Origin of the sequence: Streptomyces sp. NPDC008086 (assembly GCF_042957325.1) — a bacterium.
Classification (GTDB): domain Bacteria; phylum Actinomycetota; class Actinomycetes; order Streptomycetales; family Streptomycetaceae; genus Streptomyces.
On record NZ_JBIBIA010000002.1, the window covers coordinates 848,586 to 868,537 of the forward strand.

Annotated in this window: 17 protein-coding genes and 3 tRNA genes; 12 read left to right on the forward strand and 8 right to left on the reverse strand. The window is 71.3% G+C overall.

The window, feature by feature from the left end; all coding sequences use genetic code 11:
• The first annotated feature begins 144 nt into the window (after positions 1-144).
• The 4 genes from purD (at position 145) to ACFZBP_RS09880 (ending at position 6,910) form a co-directional block, all read left to right on the forward strand.
• The gene (purD, locus tag ACFZBP_RS09865; RefSeq protein WP_391411475.1) at positions 145-1,398 is read left to right on the forward strand and encodes a phosphoribosylamine--glycine ligase; all 1,254 of its coding nucleotides are present in this window, start codon (positions 145-147) and stop codon (positions 1,396-1,398) included.
• A 388-nt stretch (positions 1,399-1,786) separates the two neighbouring features.
• Complete coding sequence (locus ACFZBP_RS09870; RefSeq protein ID WP_391411633.1) at positions 1,787-4,126, forward strand: hypothetical protein; 2,340 nt, start codon at positions 1,787-1,789, stop codon at positions 4,124-4,126.
• 245 nt (positions 4,127-4,371) lie between these two features.
• Complete coding sequence (locus ACFZBP_RS09875) at positions 4,372-5,865, forward strand: N,N-dimethylformamidase beta subunit family domain-containing protein (protein ID WP_383459678.1); 1,494 nt, start codon at positions 4,372-4,374, stop codon at positions 5,863-5,865.
• Positions 5,866-6,010: 145 nt separating this feature from the next.
• A complete protein-coding gene (locus ACFZBP_RS09880; protein WP_391411477.1) occupies positions 6,011-6,910 on the forward strand; it encodes a phosphoribosylaminoimidazolesuccinocarboxamide synthase in 900 nt (299 codons plus the stop codon).
• A gap of 42 nt (positions 6,911-6,952) precedes the next feature.
• On the opposite strand, the gene ACFZBP_RS09885 is transcribed toward ACFZBP_RS09880, so the two are convergent.
• The 8 genes from ACFZBP_RS09885 to ACFZBP_RS09920 form a co-directional block, all read right to left on the reverse strand.
• Positions 6,953-7,028: transfer RNA gene (locus tag ACFZBP_RS09885), tRNA-Gly, on the reverse strand.
• A gap of 22 nt (positions 7,029-7,050) precedes the next feature.
• Positions 7,051-7,677 carry a response regulator gene (locus ACFZBP_RS09890; RefSeq protein ID WP_383459672.1) on the reverse strand — a complete coding sequence of 209 codons (627 nt, stop codon included), beginning with the start codon at positions 7,675-7,677 and terminating at the stop codon, positions 7,051-7,053.
• Positions 7,674-8,936 carry a histidine kinase gene (locus tag ACFZBP_RS09895; protein ID WP_391411480.1) on the reverse strand — a complete coding sequence of 421 codons (1,263 nt, stop codon included), beginning with the start codon at positions 8,934-8,936 and terminating at the stop codon, positions 7,674-7,676. The genes ACFZBP_RS09890 and ACFZBP_RS09895 overlap by 4 nt, the downstream gene beginning before the upstream one ends.
• Before the next feature lie 18 nt (positions 8,937-8,954).
• Entirely contained in the window at positions 8,955-9,731 is a 777-nt protein-coding gene (locus ACFZBP_RS09900; RefSeq protein ID WP_391411482.1) for an ABC transporter permease, read from the reverse strand.
• Positions 9,728-10,687, reverse strand: coding sequence for an ATP-binding cassette domain-containing protein (locus ACFZBP_RS09905; RefSeq protein ID WP_391411484.1), 960 nt, complete (start codon positions 10,685-10,687; stop codon positions 9,728-9,730). Before ACFZBP_RS09905 ends, ACFZBP_RS09900 begins: the two co-directional genes overlap by 4 nt.
• Before the next feature lie 142 nt (positions 10,688-10,829).
• Positions 10,830-10,902, reverse strand: a tRNA-Gly gene (locus ACFZBP_RS09910).
• A gap of 97 nt (positions 10,903-10,999) precedes the next feature.
• Positions 11,000-11,071, reverse strand: a tRNA-Gly gene (locus tag ACFZBP_RS09915).
• 158 nt (positions 11,072-11,229) lie between these two features.
• On the reverse strand, positions 11,230-11,547 hold the full coding sequence (locus tag ACFZBP_RS09920) for an Lsr2 family protein (RefSeq protein ID WP_030947653.1): 318 nt from the start codon (positions 11,545-11,547) through the stop codon (positions 11,230-11,232).
• Between the two features lie 311 nt (positions 11,548-11,858).
• On the opposite strand from ACFZBP_RS09920, the gene purS reads away from it, so the two are divergent.
• From purS to purF, 8 genes are all read left to right on the forward strand, one after another.
• Positions 11,859-12,122 (forward strand): phosphoribosylformylglycinamidine synthase subunit PurS, encoded by a 264-nt coding sequence (purS, locus tag ACFZBP_RS09925; protein WP_369234799.1) that lies wholly within the window; start codon positions 11,859-11,861, stop codon positions 12,120-12,122.
• Positions 12,119-12,799: a phosphoribosylformylglycinamidine synthase subunit PurQ gene (gene purQ, locus ACFZBP_RS09930; protein ID WP_383459661.1), complete on the forward strand. Its 681-nt coding sequence runs from the start codon at positions 12,119-12,121 to the stop codon at positions 12,797-12,799. The genes purS and purQ overlap by 4 nt, the downstream gene beginning before the upstream one ends.
• The gene (gene purL / locus ACFZBP_RS09935; protein WP_391411487.1) at positions 12,796-15,072 is read left to right on the forward strand and encodes a phosphoribosylformylglycinamidine synthase subunit PurL; all 2,277 of its coding nucleotides are present in this window, start codon (positions 12,796-12,798) and stop codon (positions 15,070-15,072) included. The genes purQ and purL overlap by 4 nt, the downstream gene beginning before the upstream one ends.
• Before the next feature lie 129 nt (positions 15,073-15,201).
• Positions 15,202-15,702 (forward strand): ArsR/SmtB family transcription factor, encoded by a 501-nt coding sequence (locus tag ACFZBP_RS09940; protein WP_383459655.1) that lies wholly within the window; start codon positions 15,202-15,204, stop codon positions 15,700-15,702.
• A 44-nt stretch (positions 15,703-15,746) separates the two neighbouring features.
• Entirely contained in the window at positions 15,747-16,580 is an 834-nt protein-coding gene (locus tag ACFZBP_RS09945; RefSeq protein ID WP_383459652.1) for a M23 family metallopeptidase, read from the forward strand.
• 71 nt (positions 16,581-16,651) lie between these two features.
• On the forward strand, positions 16,652-17,449 hold the full coding sequence (locus ACFZBP_RS09950) for a sterol carrier family protein (RefSeq protein WP_391411490.1): 798 nt from the start codon (positions 16,652-16,654) through the stop codon (positions 17,447-17,449).
• A 74-nt stretch (positions 17,450-17,523) separates the two neighbouring features.
• Positions 17,524-18,318 carry an META domain-containing protein gene (locus tag ACFZBP_RS09955; protein ID WP_383459646.1) on the forward strand — a complete coding sequence of 265 codons (795 nt, stop codon included), beginning with the start codon at positions 17,524-17,526 and terminating at the stop codon, positions 18,316-18,318.
• A gap of 61 nt (positions 18,319-18,379) precedes the next feature.
• Entirely contained in the window at positions 18,380-19,909 is a 1,530-nt protein-coding gene (gene purF / locus ACFZBP_RS09960) for an amidophosphoribosyltransferase (protein WP_383459644.1), read from the forward strand.
• The last annotated feature ends 43 nt before the right edge of the window (positions 19,910-19,952 follow it).

Genomic DNA, 19,952 nt, shown 5'->3' on the forward strand with positions numbered 1-19,952 from the left:
GAGGAGCGGGAGGTACGGACGTACGGAGGCACGGAGGCACGGAGGCACGGGAAGGGCGGGAGGCCGGCGACTTGGAGGAACGTACAGGTCATCAACCCCCGGCCCCTCATCACCCCGTACGAAAACCCCGTTAGGCTGACCCCCGTGAAGGTCCTCGTCATCGGTAGCGGCGCCCGCGAACACGCCCTGTGCCACTCCCTGTCCCTCGACCCCGACGTCACCGCGCTGCACTGCGCCCCCGGCAACGCCGGCATCGCCGAGGTCGCCGAGCTGCACCAGGTCGACGCCCTGGACGGCAAGGCCGTATCCGCGCTGGCCACGGAGCTCGGCGCCGACCTCGTGGTCGTGGGCCCGGAGGCACCGCTCGTCGCCGGGGTCGCCGACGCCGTGCGCGAGGCGGGCATCCCGGTCTTCGGCCCCTCCGGGGAGGCCGCGCAGATCGAGGGCTCCAAGGCGTTCGCCAAGGACGTGATGGCGGCGGCCGGCGTCCCGACGGCCCGCTCCTACGTCTGCACGACGCCCGCCGAGGTCGACGAGGCCCTCGACGCCTTCGGCGCCCCGTACGTCGTCAAGGACGACGGCCTCGCCGCCGGCAAGGGCGTCGTCGTCACCGCCGACCTCGACGCGGCCAGGGCGCACGCCAACTCCTGCGAGCGGGTCGTCATCGAGGAGTTCCTCGACGGCCCCGAGGTCTCGCTGTTCGCCATCACCGACGGCGAGACGGTCCTCCCGCTCCAGCCCGCCCAGGACTTCAAGCGTGCGCTCGACGGCGACGAGGGCCCGAACACCGGCGGCATGGGCGCGTACTCCCCGCTCCCGTGGGCCGACCCGAAGCTGGTCGAGGAAGTGCTGGAGACGGTTCTCCAGCCGACCGTCGACGAGATGCGCCGCCGCGGCACGCCGTTCTCGGGGCTGCTGTACGCCGGTCTCGCGATCACCTCGCGGGGCGTGCGGGTCATCGAGTTCAACGCCCGTTTCGGCGACCCCGAGACCCAGGTCGTCCTGGCCCGTCTGAAGACCCCGCTGGCCGGTGTGCTGCTGGCCGCGGCCAAGGGTGACCTCGCCGACCTGGAGCGGCTGCGCTGGAGCGACGACGCCGCGGTCACCGTGGTCGTCGCCTCCCACAACTACCCGGGCACCCCGCGCACCGGCGACCCCATCACCGGCCTCGACGAGGTGACCGCCGAGGACGCCCCGCACGCGTACGTCCTGCACGCCGGTACCAAGCAGGACGGCGACGCGGTCGTCAGCGCCGGCGGCCGTGTCCTGTCCGTCACGGCGACCGGCAAGGACCTCACCCAGGCCCGCGACCGCGCCTACCGGGCCGTCGCCCGCGTCAAGCTCGACGGTTCCCAGCACCGTACGGACATCGCGGCGAAGGCGGCGGAAGGCGCGTAACCGGCCGGAGTGCCGGGAGTGCCGCCCCGGATGAACCCCGAAGGCCCCGAATCCGTCTCAGGATTCGGGGCCTGTCCCATGCCGGAGCCTGTCCTTTGCCGGAGCCTGACTCGTGCCGGGGCCGGGTCCCCGAAACCCGCCCGTATCAAGGGCCTGATCCTCGCTGTCCGTCATCCACCTTTCCCCAAAGCCATTCCATCGAGTGACCGATGCCCCATCCGGCTGACGTGGGCCGAAGCCCCAACTAGGGTGCGGCGCAAGCGTTCCGGCACTTGGCCCACCGGCATTGCGATGTCAGTGGTGGGTGCCACAGTGGGGGAGTGAGCAAAGCCAGGACAGTTCGGACAGCCAGGGCAGCGCGGAGGGGGTGAGGTCCGGCGTGACCGGTATGGGTGTCGAGGTCGGTGCGCAGGCAGCGCGCGCCCGGGCCATGGCCGTGCTGCGGGTCCGCAGCCGCGCGCTGGCCGTGGCGTTGCTGCCCGCGGCGTTCGCCGTGGTGCTGCTCGCCGGCGCCTCCACCGGCCACCTCGTCGGCCCGGGCTGGCATGCCGCGCGGTGGGTCGTCATCCCGGTCGCCGTCCTCGTCCTGCTGGCCGCCGCGGTCATCGCCCTCGTCGTCGCCCGTGCCCGGCCCGCCGTCAGCCCCACGGTCCAGATCGCCGAGGAGCAGGCACCGGATCTGTACCGGATGGTGCGCGATCTCGCCGACCGTCTCGACGTCCCCGCCCCGTCCGCGATAGCCCTCACCCCGGACTGCGACAGCTGGCTGGAGGACCGCACGCACCGGTCCCACGGTCTGTCCGCGGCCGACGGCGGCATGGCGGACGGACTCAACGGCCTGCACGGCGGAAGCGGGGGCGGCACCCATCGCCGTACGCCGGACGCGCCTGTCCTCGTCATCGGCTCACCGTTCCTGTGGTGGATGCGCGTGGGTGAGCTGCGCGCCGTCCTCGCCCCGGTCGTCGCCGGTACGGGACCGTCGGCGCACCCGGACATAGCCCAGGCCCGGCGCTTCGTCCGGGGCCTGGACGCCGCCGTGGCCGTCGCCTCGACGCGCGGCCGCTGCCCGGGGGCGCGGGCGGTGTGCGCGGGCATCGGCTGGGTCGCGCGACTGCTGCTGCGCAGTTGCCGGGACCATGCGGCCGAGATGGAACGGGGGGTGGCCGCCGCGGCCGCCGAGCGTGCACAGGCTGTGGATTACGGACTGCGGATCGTCGCCCAGGAGCAGGTCGGACTGGCGTACGCGGGCTGGGACCGGCTGCTGACGCGGGTCGCGCTGCCGGCCTGGCGCATGGGTCGCTGGCCGTCCCGGCTGGACGCGGGCGTCGTCGCCGCGCTCACCGAGCTGTCCCGGCGGGACCGTCTGGCCGAGGGCTTCGCCTCCCGCCTGGGCGAGCGCCCCGCCTGTGACCTGCTCGAAGAGCCCGGCGCGATCGACGAGGCCGCCTCGCTCCTCGCCGCCCGTCTCTTCCACGGCGGCCCGGCCGACCCGGGCCCGGACTGGTCCCCGGTGGGCTGGCAGGAGTACCCGGAAGAGGTCGTCGACCGCAAATGGCGCACCGACGCGGCCCGCCTCCACCGAGTCCTCGACACCCTCGGCGTCCGCCGCACCACCGAGGGCGCACCCGCCCACTCCGACGGCCCCACCCTCTCCCGCGTCCTGGACCACCTGACGACCCCACCGGCCACCGCACCCACCTGGTCCCCCGCCGACCCCTCCGAGCCACAGGCCTACGGGAGCTCTGAGGCCCACTCCGACCCGGGCGGGTCCTCCGGGCCGCAGGCCCAGGGGAGTTCCGAGGCCCGCTCCGACCCGGCCGGGCTCTCCGGGCCGCAGGCCCACGGGCGCTCCGAGGTCCACTCCGCCCCGGCCGGGTCCTCCGGGCCGCAGGCCCACGGGAGCTCCGACGCCCACCCCGACCCGGGCGGGTCCTTCGAGCCGCAGGCCCACGGGAGCTCCGCCCTCCACACGGGCCCCGACGAGCCCTCCGAGACACAAGCCCACCCGAGCCCCGCCCCGCACACCACCCCAACCCACCCGGACCAACCCCCGGAGGCGCCCCCCAGCCTCCCCCAAGCCCCCGCCGGGCACCCCACCCCCGGGCAAGCGATTACCGCGCCCCTAGCCGACGCGTCGCTCCCTACCGGCGCCCCGCCCCCCGCCGACGCCCAGCCCTCAAGCCCCCTCGAGTCCCAAGAGCCCGCCGAACCCGTCCAGCCCCCGGCGACCTCAACACCCTCCGAGTCCCCCAAGCCCTCCGAGTCCCCCAAGCCCCCCAAACCCCCCTACGCCTCCATGGCCGAGGACCACCCCGGCGACGACGACCCGGAAACCGAGCGAAGCTCCGCCCTCGCCGCCGGCCTCACCGCCGAGCTGGCCCGCGAGGAAGCCGCGGCCCCTGTGGAACAGAACGCGTCCCTCGCCCCCGGCACCACCCTCCTGGACATCGGCACGCTCCCCCTCTTCCCGCTCCAGCCACCCCGCACCTCGCGCGAGCTGCTGACCGATCACGTGACGGCGATGGTGTGCTGTGCCGCGATGGACACCGCCGGGGCCACCCCGGGGCTGGACTGGCTCGACGGACCCACGCTTCTCATCAACGGGGCACGAGCCGCCGACCTCACCCCCAGAGTCCTGAGCCTGATCGAGGACGGTGACCCGGCGCCCCTGCGCGCCTGGCTGGTGGAGTCGGGGATACGCCCGGAGAAGCCGGTACGCCTGGTCTGACGGCCGCCCTTCCGGCTGTGACAGCCCGTCCCGCGTGCCAGATGCGGCCGGAGCCCCTGGTTCCACTTTCGGCCAATTCGCAACGAATAGTGACAGGATGCGTGCGCAATGTGATGTGCTGGGATCGATAGCGCACATGGCAAGGGCTTGCGACATACGACAGGCACACAAACACCCATGTCGCACGAGAAACGACGCACCACCACGGACGCACGGCCACGGGGGAACGAGGGAGGGGTAGGGCCATGGGGTCGGAGCAGATCCGCCGCTGGGAGTCGGGGGCACTCGCGCACGCCGTGACGGACCCCTTCGGTCAGGGCCCCGTCCCCTGGCTGCGCGGCAACGTGACGTACTTCGACGACACCGGCCAGGTGGTCCCCTGGTACGTCGACGGCCAGGCCCACCCCCCGACGGCCGGCACCCCCAGGATCCCCGGCCCGCGCACCGCCGGAGGCCCCCGCTCCGCCGACGACGTCCACCGCCAGATCAAGGGCTTCACCTCCACCGGCGCGGTCGCCCCCGGCGAGGCCGTCGACTTCCACATCACCGTCGACCCGCCCCAGGAATTCGCCGTCGACGTCTACCGCATCGGCCACTACGGCGGTGACGGCGCCGCGAAGATCACCACCAGCCCCCGCCTCTCCGGCATCGTCCAGCCACCCCCGCTCACCGCCGACCGCACGGTCTCCTGCCACCACTGGTGGCTGTCCTGGCGCCTGCAGATCCCCTCGTACTGGACCATCGGCGCGTACGTGGCCGTCCTCACCACCGCCGACGGCTACCGCTCCCACATCCCCTTCACGGTCCGCGACAACCACCCCGCCGACCTGCTCCTGCTCCTCCCCGACGTCACCTGGCAGGCCTACAACCTCTACCCGGAGGACGGCCGCACCGGCGCCAGCCTCTACCACGCCTGGGACGACGACGGCCGCCTCCTCGGCGAGAACGACGCCGCCACCACCGTCTCCTTCGACCGCCCCTACGCGGGCGCCGGCCTCCCACTGCACGTCGGCCACGCCTACGACTTCATCCGCTGGGCCGAGCGCTACGGCTACGACATCGCCTACGCCGACGCCCGCGACCTGCACGGCGGCCATGTCGACCCCACCCGCTACCGCGGCCTGGTCTTCCCCGGCCACGACGAGTACTGGTCGTCGAACATGCGCCGTACGGTCGAGCTCGCCCGCGAGAACGGCACGTCCCTGGTCTTCCTCTCCGCCAACTCCATGTACTGGCAGGTCGAGTTGGGCCCGTCCCCGTCCGGTGTCCCCGACCGCCTGATGACCTGCCGCAAGCGCCGGGGCCCGGGCCGCCCGGTGCTCTGGCGCGAGATCGACCGCCCCGAGCAGGAGGTGATCGGCATCCAGTACGCGGGCCAGGTCCCCGAGCCCCACCCCCTGATCGTCCGCAACGCCGACCACTGGCTGTGGGAGGCGACCGGCGCCCAGGAGGGCGACGAGATCGAGGGACTGGTCGCGGGCGAGGCCGACCGCTACTTCCCGCGCACCCCGCTCCCCGACCACGAGGAACGCATCCTGCTCGCGCACTCCCCGTACCCGGACAAGGAGGGCACCCTGCGCCACCAGGAGACGTCCCTCTACCGCGCCCCCTCCGGCGCCCTGGTCTTCGCGTCCGGCACCTTCGCCTGGTCCCCGGCACTGGACCGCCCGGGCCACGTCGACGCCCGCGTCCAGCGCGCCACGGCCAACCTCCTGGACCGCATCTGCAAACGTGACTGAGCTCACCCAGCACACCCCCAGCACACCCCCAGTCCAAGGTCAGCGCCCCGTACGGGACAATCGACGCTGTTGGCCCGCCCGTCTCCCACCACCGCCCTGTTCGAGCCCTGCGGGCACCCCTTTTGTTCAACCACGGGGAGGAACCGTGTCCGGATTCGTAGAAAAGCCCGAGCCGATCCAGGTTCCGGGCCTGGTGCACCTGCACACCGGCAAGGTGCGCGAGCTGTACCAGAACGAGGCGGGCGACCTCGTGATGGTCGCCAGTGACCGTATGTCCGCCTACGACTGGGTGCTGCCGACCGAGATCCCCGACAAGGGCCGCATCCTCACCCAGCTCTCCCTGTGGTGGTTCGACCAGCTCGCCGACCTGGTCCCCAACCACGTCCTGAGCACCGACCTGCCCGCCGGCGCCCCCGCCGACTGGGCGGGCCGCACCCTGGTCTGCAAGTCGCTCCAGATGGTCCCGGTGGAGGCCGTGGCCCGCGGCTACCTCACCGGCTCCGGCCTGGTCGAGTACAACGACTCCCGCACCGTCTGCGGCCTCGCCCTCCCCGAGGGCCTCGTCGACGGCAGCGAGCTGCCCGCCCCGATCTTCACCCCGGCCACCAAGGCCGCGGTCGGCGAGCACGACGAGAACGTCTCCTACGAGGAGGTCGCCCGCCAGGTCGGCCCCGACACCGCCGCCCGGCTGCGCCAGGCGACCCTCGCCGTCTACGCCCGCGGCCGGGACATCGCCCGCGAGCGCGGCATCATCCTCGCGGACACCAAGTTCGAGTTCGGCTTCGACGGGGAGACCCTGGTCATCGCCGACGAGGTCCTCACCCCCGACTCCTCCCGCTTCTGGCCGGCCGACCAGTGGCAGCCGGGCCGCGCGCAGCCGTCGTACGACAAGCAGTTCGTGCGCGACTGGCTGACCTCGCCGGCCTCCGGCTGGGACCGGAAGAGCGAGCAGCCCCCGCCGCCGCTGCCGCAGGAGGTCGTGGACGCGACCCGGGCGAAGTACGTGGAGGCGTACGAGCGTCTGACGGGCACGAGCTGGAGCTGACCCCATGACAAAGGCCCCGGTCGATGACCGGGGCCTTTGATCTGGAGCGAACGACGAGGTTCGAACTCGCGACCTCAACCTTGGCAAGGTTGCGCTCTACCAACTGAGCTACGTTCGCATGCGCCGAAGCGCGAGACCTACTATACCCAACCTCGCTGCCGCGCGAGCCGCACCGCCGCGTGGCGGTTCTCCGCGCCGAGCTTCGAGACGGCGGACGACAGATAGTTCCGTACGGTCCCCTGCGACAGCGCGGCCCGCTCCGCGATCTCCGCGACGGGCGCCCCGTCGGCGGCGAGTTCCAGCACCTCGGCCTCCCGAGCGGTCAGTGGGGAGTCCCCGGCGGCGATGGCGTCGGCGGCCAACTCCGGGTCGACGTAGCGGTTTCCGGCGTGCACGGTCCGGATGATCTCGGCGAGCCGCTGAGCGCTGACGGTCTTCGGGACGAACCCGCGCACGCCCGCCTCAAGAGCCCGCTTCAGATGCCCGGGCCGCCCATGGCTGGTCACGATCATCACCCGGCAGCCGGGCAGTTCGGCCCGCAGGGATGTGGCGACCTTCACACCGTCCGCGCCGGGCATCTGGAGATCCAGTACGGCGACGTCGGGTTCGTGGGCTCGCGCCATCGCCAGCGCCTCCGGCCCGCTGGCCGCCTCGGCGACGATCACGAGGTCGTCCTCCAGGGACAGCAGGGTGGCGAGCGCGCCCCGGATCAGATGCTCGTCGTCGGCGAGCAGCAGCCGCACGGGCCCGGTCGTACGGTCGCTCATACGGCGGCCTCCGGCACGCCCGCTCCCGCCAGCGGCACCTCCGCCACCAGCCGGAACACTCCCTCCCGGGCCCGGCCGGCCTCCAGGGTGCCGTCCACCGCGGCCAGCCGCTCCCGCAGCCCCGCGAGCCCGGAGCCGCCACGCCTGCCGGGGTCCGCGCCGCCGCCGGGGCCCTCGCCCTCGTCGGAGGCCGCGGCAGCCCCGTCGTTCTCCACCGTCAACACCACGCGCCCTTCCCTCACCCGTACACCCACCGCGCACCGCTCGGCATCCCCGTGCCGCAGCACGTTGGTGGTCGCCTCCCGTACCACCCAGGCCAGCGCCGACTGCACCTCGGCGGGCAGCCCGGCCGCCTCCCCGGTCACCCGGCACTCGATCCCGGCCGCCGTCAACACCCCCTGCGCACCGGCGAGTTCGACCCCCAGGTCGGCCTCCCGGTATCCCCGTACGACGTCGCGCACCTCGCGCTGCGACTCCTGCGCGATCCGCTGCACCTCGATCATCTGCTCCACGGCCTCGGGCCGCCCGCGCCGCGCCAACTGCACGGCGAGCTCGCTCTTCAACGCGATGACCGCCAGATTCCGCCCCATCACGTCGTGCAGATCCCGCCCGAACCGCAGCCGCTCCTCGGCGACGGCGAGCCGGGCCCTGGTCTCGCGGGCCTCGTCGAGTTCGTAGACGGCCTTGAGCAGCCAGACGGAGAAGACCGCGGTGAAGGCGAGGAACCCGCTGCTGGCCAGCACGATCAGTGCGGTGACCAGCGCGCCGAGCGGCGACCGGGTGATCGCGAGCACGACGACCGCCGTGCCGGCCGCGAAGCCCGCGACGACGGCGTACACGTGCCTGCGCCGCCGCACCCCGAGGGTGATGATGCCGACCCCGAAGATCATGGTGACCCCGAAGACGCTGCCCGCCGCCGAATCGGCGCCGTCGCTCCGCGAGCCGTACTCGGAGAGGGCGAGAGCAGTGACGGCGACCACGGCGGTGGCCGCGCCGAGCGCGCACATCAGCCGCAGCGGCTGGGCCCGCCGGCCGCGCAACCAGTCCACGGCGCGTGACACGGTCAGCATGCAGATCGCCGCGTGCGCGCAGACCAGGAGCAGCAGCCAGGCCCCCGGCGCGCCCCCGACCTGGCCGACGAGCGGCACCCCGGCCCCGGCGACCTCCATCACCGCGAAGAAGTGGAACGACCCCCGGGTGTACGTCTCCACCTTCGCCGGAGTGCTCTTGCCCCGCCACCATGTACCCGGCCCGCGCATGCGCCCGCTCCCCCTGCCTCAACGCCGCGGTTCCCAGCGGAACCACCGCCGTACAGCAAACACGCCCAGGACCGTCCAGGCCAGCGCGGTGGCCACGGCGCCCAGCGTCTCGTACGCCGACAGCTCCCCGGTCAGGCCGCCCCGCACGAGAGTGATCACCGGGGTCAGCGGCAGCAGTTCGCACAGCGACGCCACCCGGTCGGGCAGGATCTCCAGCGGCACGAACATCCCGGAGAAGATCATCGAGAGGAACACCACGGGCAACGTCGTGACCTGCGCACTCTCGACGCTCCGGGTGAAGGAGGCGGTCACCGCGGCGAGCGCGGCACACAGCGGGAACCCCAGCAGCAGGCCCAGCACGGCGAGATGGGGAGCCCGAGGCGCACCCACGTCGAGCAGGACGGCGCAGCCGGCCGTCAGCGCCACGCACTGCGCGAGGCCCGTGGCCACGGCCGGGAACGCGGCCCCGGCGAGGATCTCGCTGTCCCGCAGCTCGCCGGTGCGCAGCCGCTTGAGGACGAGTTCCTCGCGCCGGGCGGTGAAGACGCTGACGAGCGTCACGTACACCGCGTAGAGCAGGGAGAAGCCGATGGAGGCGGGCAGGAGGACCGTGCCCAGGGTCAGGCCCACCTCGGCCAGGTCCATCTGCTTCGCTGCCTCCCGCGCGCTGAAGGGCAGGATCAGCGGCACGAAGAGCGCCGCGAACAGCGTGCCCCTGCTACGCCCCAGCAAGGTCAGCTCGGCCCGTGCCAGCGCTGCCATGCGCCCCACCGGGGCGGTCGTCGCCGTGCTCATGCCGCGTACTCCTTCGTCCTCGTCCCGGCCGCCGCCTCCCGCGCGATCCCCAGGAACGCCTCCTCCAGCGACGCCGGCCGCACATCCAGCCGCCCCAGCTCCACGGCGGCCCCTTCGGCCCACACCAGCAGCCGGGTCGCGGTCCGCTGCAACTCGTGCGTGCGCAGCCGTACGAGCCGCCCGTCGACCTCGTGCCCGCACACGCCCATGCCGTCGAGCGGCGGCAGATCGCCCACGAAGTAGCCCTGGGGCAGCTCGAAGGAGATCCTCGACGGCTGGGCCGCGGTCACCTCGGCCGGTGTCCCTGCCGCCGCGATCCGCCCCTCGTGCAGGATCGCCAGCCGCTCGGCGAGGCCCTCGGCCTCCTCCAGGTAGTGCGTGGTCAGCAGCACGGTCGTGCCGGCGTCCCGCAGCCGCCGCACCAACTCCCACGTGTCCCGGCGCCCCTCGGCGTCCAGCCCGGTCGTCGGCTCGTCCAGGAACAGCACCTCGGGGTCCCCGAGCAGCGCGAGCGCCAGGTCCAGCCGCCGCCGCTCACCGCCGGACAGCTGCTTCACCCGTACGCCGGTCTTCCCGGCCAGCCCGACGAGCTCCAGCACCTCCAGCGGCGGCCGCGCCCCGCTCACACACCCGGCCCACATCCGCGCGGTCTCGGCGACGGTCAGCTCGGACGGGAAGCCACCCTCCTGCAGCATCACCCCGGTCCGCGGCCGTACGGCGGCCCGCTCGGCGTAGGGGTCGTGCCCGAGCACCCGCACCCGCCCCCCGGCGGGCCGGGCGAGCCCCTCCAGCAGTTCGACGGTCGACGTCTTGCCCGCGCCGTTGGTGCCGAGCAGCGCGAAGATCTCCCCGCGGTTCACGGAGAAGCTGATTCCGCGCACCGCTTCGAACCCGCCCCCGTACACACGCCGCAGGTCAGTGACCTCAATCACGTGTTCGTGTTCGTTTCCGTTCATGGCTCCAGCGTCCCGGTGAAACAGGGCCGACAGCAGTGCGCGCTGTCACCACTCCGCATGACAAATGTCAGGGGCGTCGTGGGTACGGAGTCGCGGATACACGAAAAGACCCCGGTCCATCAGGACCGGGGTCTCATTCCCGAGCGGACGACGAGGCTCGAACTCGCGACCTCAACCTTGGCAAGGTTGCGCTCTACCAACTGAGCTACGTCCGCATTGCCTCCGACCGGCTCTCACCGATCGGCGCGAGCACCAGCCTACCTGATCCTCTCCCAGAGGGGGGACCCCCAGGTGGTCGGTACGACGGTGCGGAGCGGGTGACAGGAATTGCACACTGCGCCTTCCCCCTGGAAGGGGGATGTTCTACTACTGAACTACACCCGCATGCTCGGCGAGCTGGACTTTTCTGTCCCGCCCGGCGGCGTGCTCCAGACATTAGCTGATCAGCAGGGGGGTAGCGCAAGTCGGTTGTCGCACCGGCCCAAGTCGGCTGTCCTCAAGGCCTGCTGACGGGCCCTGAGGACAACGCCGCGCGACTCATGTCACTGCGCCGAGGCGAACGCCTCGTAGACCTTCTTGGGGATGCGGCCGCGGGCCGGCACCTCCATCTTGTTGGCCTGGGCCCAGGCCCGGACCGCCGCCGGGTCGGGGGCCACCTCGGTCTGCTTGTACGCCTTGCCTGACTTCGACCGCTTGCGGCCGGCTTCCACGTAGGGCGCGAGCGCCTTACGCAGTTTCTTGGCATTGGCTTCATTCAGGTCGATCTCGTACGACTTGCCGTCGAGTCCGAAGGCGATCGTTTCCGCCGCTTCTGAGCCGTCGATGTCGTCAAAGAGAGTGACCACGACCTTCTGCGCCACGAATATCGGTCCCTTCGTCCGGCACCTCATGCAGCTCAGCTGCGACGACGTGCCGAGTCTCGGCTATTTGCCAATTCATTTGTACAGTGCCCGGCAATGCAATGTGAAGCCCGACTAAATCTGTCCGCGTGTCCCGAGCGCAATAGCTATCCGCGGCTGATCGGGGATCTTTCCCGTAACTTTTCGTGAACACCCCTGTCCGATACCGGATCGTGATGGCCATCACGTAGCTTCCTACAACTCTACTCGCGTAGAAATTTTGTACGGGTAGTCTGAAGGAACCTGCTCAGCACCACACACCGGGAGTGCCAGTGGCACGCGTCGTAGTCGACGTCATGCTCAAGCCGGAGATCCTCGACCCCCAGGGCCAGGCGGTGCAGCGCGCACTGCCGCGGCTGGGTTTCGACGGCATCTCCGACGTACGTCAGGGAAAGCGTTTCGAACTGGAAGTTGACGGGCCGGTCGACGACGCCGCGCTCGCCCGCATCCACGATCTTGCGGAATCCTTCCTCGCCAACACCGTGATCGAGGACTTCACCGTCAAGGTGGAAGAAGTCGCGGAGGCCGCGAAGTGACCGCTCGTATTGGCGTCGTCACTTTCCCGGGGAGTCTCGACGACCGGGACACCCAGCGCGCGATCCGCCTCGCGGGCGCCGAACCGGTCGCCCTCTGGCACAAGGACAAGGACCTCAAGCAGGTCGACGCCGTGGTGCTGTGCGGCGGTTTCTCCTACGGCGACTATCTGCGCGCCGGAGCCATCGCGCGCTTCTCGCCGGTGATGGAGACCGTCATCGAACAGGCGAAGGCCGGCCTGCCGGTCCTCGGTATCTGCAACGGCTTCCAGATCCTCACCGAGGCCCACCTCCTGCCCGGCGGGATGCTGGGCAACGACCACCTGCACTTCATCTGCCGCGACCAGAAGCTGCGGGTGGAGAACGCGGACACCGCCTGGACCACCGACTACACGGCCGGCCAGGAGATCCACATCCCGCTGAAGAACATGGACGGCCGCTACGTGGCCGACCAGTACACGCTGGACAAGCTGGAGGGCGAGGGGCGCGTCGCGTTCCGCTACCTCGACTTCAACCCCAACGGCTCGCTCAACGACATCGCCGGCATCACCAACGAGGCCGGCAACGTCGTGGGCCTGATGCCGCACCCGGAGCACGCCGTGGAGCCGCTCATCGGCACCGGCCGCACCGACGGCCTCCCCTTCTTCACCTCGATCCTCAAGAAGCTGGTCAACGCATGAGCCGGACGCCTCTGGACACGGTCGAGCACGCGGCCGCGACCCCCGACGTCGAGCTGCCCTGGGCCGAACTCGGTCTGAAGAAGGACGAGTACGAGCGGGTCGTGGAGATCCTCGGCCGCCGGCCCACCGGTGCCGAGCTCGCCATGTACTCCGTCATGTGGTCCGAGCACTGCTCGTACAAGTCCTCCAAGGTCCACCTCCGCCAGTTCGGCGAGAAGGCCCCGCAGAGCGACGCCCTGCTCGTCGGCATCGGTGAGAACGCCGGTGTCGTGGACGTGGGCCAGGGTTACGCCGTGACCTTCAAGGTCGAGTCGCACAACCACCCCTCGTACGTCGAGCCCTACCAGGGCGCGGCGACCGGCGTCGGCGGCATCGTGCGCGACATCATCGCGATGGGCGCGCGGCCGGTGGCGGTCGTGGACCCGCTGCGGTTCGGTGCGGCGGACCACCCCGACACCAAGCGCGTCCTCCCCGGCGTCGTGGCCGGCATCGGCGGCTACGGCAACTGCCTCGGCCTGCCCAACATCGGCGGCGAGGTCGTCTTCGACGCCTGCTATCAGGGCAACCCGCTGGTCAACGCCGGTGCCATCGGTGTGATGCGGCACGAGGACATCCACCTGGCGAAGGCGTCGGGCGCGGGCAACAAGGTCATCCTGTACGGGGCCCGCACGGGCGGTGACGGCATCGGCGGTGCGTCGATCCTCGCCTCCGAGACCTTCGACGACGCCAAGCCGTCGAAGCGTCCGGCCGTCCAGGTCGGTGACCCCTTCCAGGAGAAGCTGCTGATCGAGTGCACGCTTGAGGCGTTCGCCGAGAAGCTGGTCGTCGGCATCCAGGACCTCGGCGCGGCCGGCCTGTCCTGCGCCACCTCCGAGCTCGCGTCCAACGGCTCCGGCGGCATGCGCGTCACCCTGGACGACGTACCGCTGCGTGACTCCACGCTCTCGCCCGAGGAAATCCTCATGAGCGAGTCGCAGGAACGCATGTGCGCGGTCGTGGAGCCGGCGAAGGTCGACCGCTTCCTGGAGATCTGCGAGAAGTGGGACGTCATCGCCACCGTCATCGGTGAGGTCACCGACGGCGACCGGCTGGAGATCTACTGGCACGGCGGCAAGATCGTCGACGTCGACCCGCGCACGGTGGCACACGAGGGCCCGGTCTACGAGCGCCCGTACGCCCGTCCGTCCTGGCAGGACGAGCTGCAGGCCGACGACGCGAACAAGCTGCCCCGACCCGCGACCTCGGACGAGCTGAAGGACCAGGTCCTGAAGCTGGTCGGCTCGCCCAACCAGGCCTCCAAGAAGTGGATCACCTCGCAATACGACCACTTCGTGCAGGGCAACACCGTCCTCGCCCAGCCCGAGGACTCCGGCATGATCCGCATCGACGAGGCCACCGGCCTCGGCGTCGCCATCGCGACGGACGGCAATGGCCGGTACGCCAAGCTCGACCCGTACCACGGCGCCCAGCTGGCCCTGGCGGAGGCGTACCGCAACGTCGCCACCACCGGCGCCAAGCCGCTCGCCGTCTCCGACTGCCTGAACTTCGGCTCGCCCGAGGACCCGGCGGTGATGTGGCAGTTCGCGGAGGCCGTGCGCGGTCTGGCCGACGCCTGCCAGCAGCTCGGCACCCCGGTGACCGGCGGCAACGTCTCGCTCTACAACCAGACGGGCGAGGCGGCCATCCACCCGACGCCGGTCGTCGCGGTCCTCGGCGTCATCGACGACGTGGCCCGGCGCACGCCGGTCGCCTTCCAGGAGGAGGGCCAGCTGCTGTACCTCCTCGGTGACACGCGTGAGGAGTTCAGCGGCTCGGCCTGGTCCCAGGTCGTCCACGACCACCTCGGCGGGCTGCCCCCGCAGGTGGACCTGGAGCGCGAGCGCCTGCTCGCCGAGATCCTGATCTCCGCCTCCCGCGACGGCATGATCGACTCCGCGCACGACCTGTCCGACGGCGGTCTGATCCAGGCGGTCGTCGAGTCGGCGCTGCTCGGCGGCAAGGGCGCGCGACTGGTCGTACCGGACGGGCTCGACGCCTTCACCCTCCTCTTCTCCGAGTCGGCCGGCCGCGCGATCGTGGCCGTCCCGCGCTCCGAGGAGGTCCGCTTCAACGACATGTGCGGTGCGCGGGGCCTGCCGGTCACCCGCATCGGTGTCGTCGACGGCACCGTGTCTGATGGAAATGCAGTGGTGGAACTCCAGGGCGAGTTCGCGCTCTCCCTGGAGGAGCTGCGCGTGGCGCACGAGGAGACGATCCCGGCGCTGCTGAAGTAGCCAGCGGTTCCACGGCTGAGAAGCCCCCGTCCGGTTCGCCGGGCGGGGGCTTCGTCACGGGGTCGCCGGTCACGTGCGGCGGACGCCTGACGCTTGCATGGGATTACGTAGTTCCGTAATCTCTGAGGAGTGAGCCTCGAACAACGCGTTGCCGACCTCGAGCGTCGGCTGGCGGCGCTGGAGAACGCGCAGCACACCGCCCCCCGCCTCGGTGAGGGCGACTTCTGGGCCCTGCAAGGGTTCAAGGCCCAGCTGGCCGAGCTGAAAGCGGCCGACGGAGGCGTGCTGTTCACCGGTGCCGTACGGCTGCCGACCGGGGAGCGGTACGAGTGGCAGCACGGCGCACTGACCGAGGGCCTGCTGGACGACGACTGGACCGAGTCCGCCGAGTCGTTCGCGGCGCTCGGCCATCCGGTCCGGCTGCGGCTGCTGCGCGAGGTCGTCGGCGGCCGGCGCACCGCGGCCGAACTCGCCGAACTGGACGAGATCGGCACGACCGGCCAGATCTACCACCACCTGCGGCAACTGACCGGCGCGGGCTGGCTGCACACGACCGGCCGGGGCCGCTACGAGGTGCCGCCGGGGCGGGTCGTACCGCTGCTGGTGGCGCTGTCGGCGGCCAAGCGGTGACGCGAAGAGGACGCGAGTGAAGAAGACCTGAGCAAGGGGGAACGATGTCCGCACGCAAACTGGCCACCCTCGCCTACCGGGGCCTGCAACTGGCCTTCCTGGGCCTGATCATCGCGCATTTCGCACTCGACCTCGGCTATCCGTGGTGGTGGAACTTCCTGCCGATCGTCCTGGCCTACGCCCTCGTCGTCGTGGTCAACCGCTGGGGCGGCACCCCGGACAGCCCGCGCGCGGCCCGCGAACCCGTCGAGGTCGCCCCGCCCGTCACCGGCCGCTGGACCGCGCTCAACAGCCCGGCCGACCGCACGCCGAGCCACGGCACGCACGCGTACGGCCAGACGTTCGCCATCGACGTCGTCGCCGAACCCGAGCCGGGCGCCCGCCCCGCGTTCAGCCGACTCTGGCCGCTCGCCCGCCGCAACAGCGCCTTCCCCGCCTTCGGCGCCCCGCTCCTCGCGGTCGCCGACGCCACCGTCGTACGGGCCACCGACACCCAGCGCGACCACCTGAGCCGCACCTCGCCGCTCGCCCTGCTCTACCTGATGCTCGTGGAGGCGTCCGTACGCGACCTGCTCGGCGCCAAGCGCATCGTCGGCAACCACGTCGTCCTCGACCTCGGCGACGGCACCTACGCGCTCTACGCCCACCTGCGACGCGGCTCGCTCACCGTCCGCGAGGGCGACCGCGTGACCACCGGACAGCCGCTGGCCCGCTGCGGAAACTCGGGCAACTCCACGGAGCCCCACCTCCACTTCCAGCTCATGGACACCCCGGACCCGGACACCGCCCGAGGCATCCCCTTCACCTGGCGCGGCATCGGCGTACCCCGCAACCACGAGGCGTTCGAGGCACCCACGACCACATCGCAGCCCGTATAGGCCCGTCCTCCGCCCGTCCCTCAGCCGACTTACCATGAACCCTCATAACGGCGGGCACATAGGCTCCCCTCATGCCCCCGGCCAAGAAGCGCACCCGCACCTACGACCCCGTCAAGATCCGCACCGCGGTCCTCGCGCAGTTCGGAAACGTACGGCAGGCCATCCGCACCCTCACCCCGGAGCAACTCGCGCTGCCCACCCGCCTGGAGGGCTGGACCGTGCGGGAGCTGGCCGCGCACGTGACGATGGCCGTGGAGACCGTCAGTCGCAACCTCGACCGCGAGGAGCCGGCGAAGGCGGAGCTCGCCCTGCTGGACTGGCCGTTCGCCACGGCCGCTCGTGCCGGGGACATCGCGGACGGCACCCGCGACCTGGCCGCCGCCAACCCTGACCTGGACGACCTCTACGCCCGCACCGAGGACCGCCTCACACGGCGGCTAGCGGACGCGTCCGGCGACCGTGTCCTCGCCGCCCGCACCGGCGCGATGACCCTGGCCGACTACCTCGTCACCCGTACCGTCGAGCTCGTCGTCCACACCGACGACCTCAACGCCGCCGTGCCCGGCCTCGACATCCCGTACGACCGCCAGGCCCTCGCCGCCTGCACCCGCCTGCTCGCCGACGCCCTCGCCACGAAGGCACCCGGCGGTTCGACCGAGGTGCGGATCCCGCCGTATGCCGTGGTGCAGTGCGTCGAGGGGCCGAGGCACACCCGGGGCACGCCGCCCAACGTCGTCGAGACCGACCCGCTGACCTGGGTCCGGCTGGCGACCGGACGGGTGACGTGGCGGGACGCGGTGGAGGGCGCCGAGGTGCGCGCGAGCGGGGAGCGGGCGGACCTGGGCGGGCTGTTGCCGCTCATGGGGTGACCTGGCCGTCACCCGTTCGGCGCGGGCAAGCGGAACCCGCGGAACCAGTCCCGCGCCCCTCCCGTCCCACCGGCATGAACACACTCGGCACCCTCGGCAAGGACAAGCAGCGACTGGCCGCCTTCGCCGCGCTGACCCTCATCCCGCTCGCCGCCGCCTGCGGCAGCGAGGACGCGGGCAGCGACTCGGTCGGCCCCGGGGCCTCGGCCTCCGTCTCCGGCGCCTACTGGTCCGTCGACGAGGTCACCGTCGACGGAAAGAAGAGCGCCGCACCGGCCGACGCCTACCTGCGGATCGCCGACGACGGCAAGGTCAACGGCAACCTCGGCTGCAACAACTTCGGCGCCGACGCAGCCTTCGCCGACAGCCACGTCACCTTCGACAAGGTGCGGGCCACCGAGATGGCCTGCGAGGGCGTCCCCGCGGGCTTCGAGCAGACCCTCGCCCGCACCCTCTCCGACGGCGACCTCACCACCGAGGTCAAGGGCGACAGGCTGACCCTCACCACGGCCGACGGCGACCGCGTCGCCCTCACCAAGGAGGCGGCCGCCCCGCTCAAGGGCACGAAGTGGAACATCACCAGCCCGGACGCCGACGGCAAGGCGTACCTCACCTTCGACGAGAAGACCGGACAGGTCAGCGGCAGCCTCGGCTGCAACAAAGTGAAGGCCGAGGCAACGGTCCGCGACGGCAGTATCACGCTCGGCACCGCGTCCACCACGCGAATGATGTGCGACACCTCACTCATGAATACGGAGAACACCCTCCTGGGCCTCTTCGACGGCACGGTCAAGTACGGAATCGATCACCGCAACCTCACCCTGACCAGCACAAACGGCGAGCGAGTGAACGCGACCGCCGCCGAGTGATCCTTTACGGTCGCGTATCCCCAATTCGGACCAGTGGTCAATCTCGCCTACACTCGGAGCCGTGCCACGTGGTGACGGTCGACTCAATCACGATCTGCTTCCCGGCGAGAAAGGCCCCCAGGACGCTTGCGGCGTCTTCGGTGTCTGGGCTCCGGGTGAAGAGGTCGCAAAGCTCACGTACTTCGGGCTCTACGCCCTCCAGCATCGGGGCCAGGAATCCGCGGGAATCGCGGTCAGCAACGGCTCCCAGATCCTCGTCTTCAAGGACATGGGCCTCGTCTCCCAGGTCTTCGACGAGACCTCTCTCGGTTCGCTCCAGGGTCACATCGCGGTCGGACACGCCCGCTACTCGACCACCGGCGCCTCCGTGTGGGAGAACGCCCAGCCGACGTTCCGCGCCACAGGGCACGGCTCCATCGCGCTCGGCCACAACGGCAACCTGGTCAACACCGCCCAGCTCGCCGAGATGGTCGCCGACCTGCCCAAGCAGGAGGGCGGCCGTACCCCGCGCGTCGCGGCCACCAACGACACCGACCTGCTCACCGCGCTCCTCGCGGCCCAGGTCGACGAGGACGGCAAGCCGCTGACCATCGAGGAGGCCGCCCACACGGTCCTTCCGCAGGTCAAGGGCGCCTTCAGCCTCGTCTTCATGGACGAGCACACCCTCTACGCCGCCCGTGACCCGCAGGGCATCCGCCCGCTGGTCCTCGGCCGCCTGGAGCGTGGCTGGGTCGTGGCCTCCGAGTCCGCCGCCCTCGACATCTGCGGCGCCAGCTTCGTCCGCGAGGTCGAGCCGGGCGAGTTCGTCGCCATCGACGAGAACGGCCTGCGCACCTCCCGATTCGCGGAAGCGAAGCCCAAGGGCTGTGTCTTCGAGTACGTGTACCTGGCCCGCCCCGACACGGACATCGCCGGCCGCAACGTCTACCTCTCCCGCGTGGAGATGGGCCGCAAGCTCGCCAAGGAAGCCCCGGTCGACGCCGACCTGGTCATAGCGACCCCGGAATCCGGCACCCCGGCGGCGATCGGCTACGCCGAGGCCAGCGGCATCCCGTTCGGTGCCGGTCTGGTGAAGAACGCGTACGTCGGCCGGACCTTCATCCAGCCGTCACAGACCATTCGCCAGCTGGGCATCCGACTCAAGCTGAATCCCCTCAAGGAAGTCATCAAGGGCAAGCGTCTGGTCGTCGTCGACGACTCGATCGTGCGCGGCAACACCCAGCGCGCCCTGGTCCGCATGCTCCGCGAGGCGGGCGCCGCCGAGGTCCACATCCGGATCTCCTCGCCGCCCGTGAAGTGGCCCTGCTTCTTCGGTATCGACTTCGCCACCCGCGCCGAGCTCATCGCCAACGGCATGTCGATCGAGGAGATCGGTACCTCGCTGGGCGCCGACTCGCTGGCGTACATCTCCATCGACGGCATGATCGAGGCGACCACCATCGCCAAGCCGAACCTCTGCCGCGCCTGCTTCGACGGCGAGTACCCGATGGAGCTCCCCGACCCCGAGCTGCTCGGCAAGCAGCTCCTGGAGACGGAGCTGGCCGCCGGCCCGGCCGCCACGGCCGCCGCCGACGCGATCCGCCGCCCGTAGCAGCGGGCCCGTCACACCTGCCGTACGACACGAAGGTTCTCTA

Bases quoted from the DNA above. Each gene is read 5' to 3' on its own strand.
- purL (WP_391411487.1), top strand. From the start codon at position 12,796: ATGAGCCGGACGCCTCTGGACACGGTCGAGCACGCGGCCGCGACCCCC.
- ACFZBP_RS09945 (WP_383459652.1), top strand. From the start codon at position 15,747: ATGTCCGCACGCAAACTGGCCACCCTCGCCTACCGGGGCCTGCAACTG.
- ACFZBP_RS09900 (WP_391411482.1), bottom strand. From the start codon at position 9,731: ATGAGCACGGCGACGACCGCCCCGGTGGGGCGCATGGCAGCGCTGGCA.
- ACFZBP_RS09875 (WP_383459678.1), top strand. From the start codon at position 4,372: ATGGGGTCGGAGCAGATCCGCCGCTGGGAGTCGGGGGCACTCGCGCAC.
- ACFZBP_RS09950 (WP_391411490.1), top strand. From the start codon at position 16,652: ATGCCCCCGGCCAAGAAGCGCACCCGCACCTACGACCCCGTCAAGATC.
- ACFZBP_RS09905 (WP_391411484.1), bottom strand. From the start codon at position 10,687: ATGAACGGAAACGAACACGAACACGTGATTGAGGTCACTGACCTGCGG.
- ACFZBP_RS09955 (WP_383459646.1), top strand. From the start codon at position 17,524: ATGAACACACTCGGCACCCTCGGCAAGGACAAGCAGCGACTGGCCGCC.
- ACFZBP_RS09895 (WP_391411480.1), bottom strand. From the start codon at position 8,936: ATGCGCGGGCCGGGTACATGGTGGCGGGGCAAGAGCACTCCGGCGAAG.
- ACFZBP_RS09890 (WP_383459672.1), bottom strand. From the start codon at position 7,677: ATGAGCGACCGTACGACCGGGCCCGTGCGGCTGCTGCTCGCCGACGAC.
- ACFZBP_RS09870 (WP_391411633.1), top strand. From the start codon at position 1,787: ATGGGTGTCGAGGTCGGTGCGCAGGCAGCGCGCGCCCGGGCCATGGCC.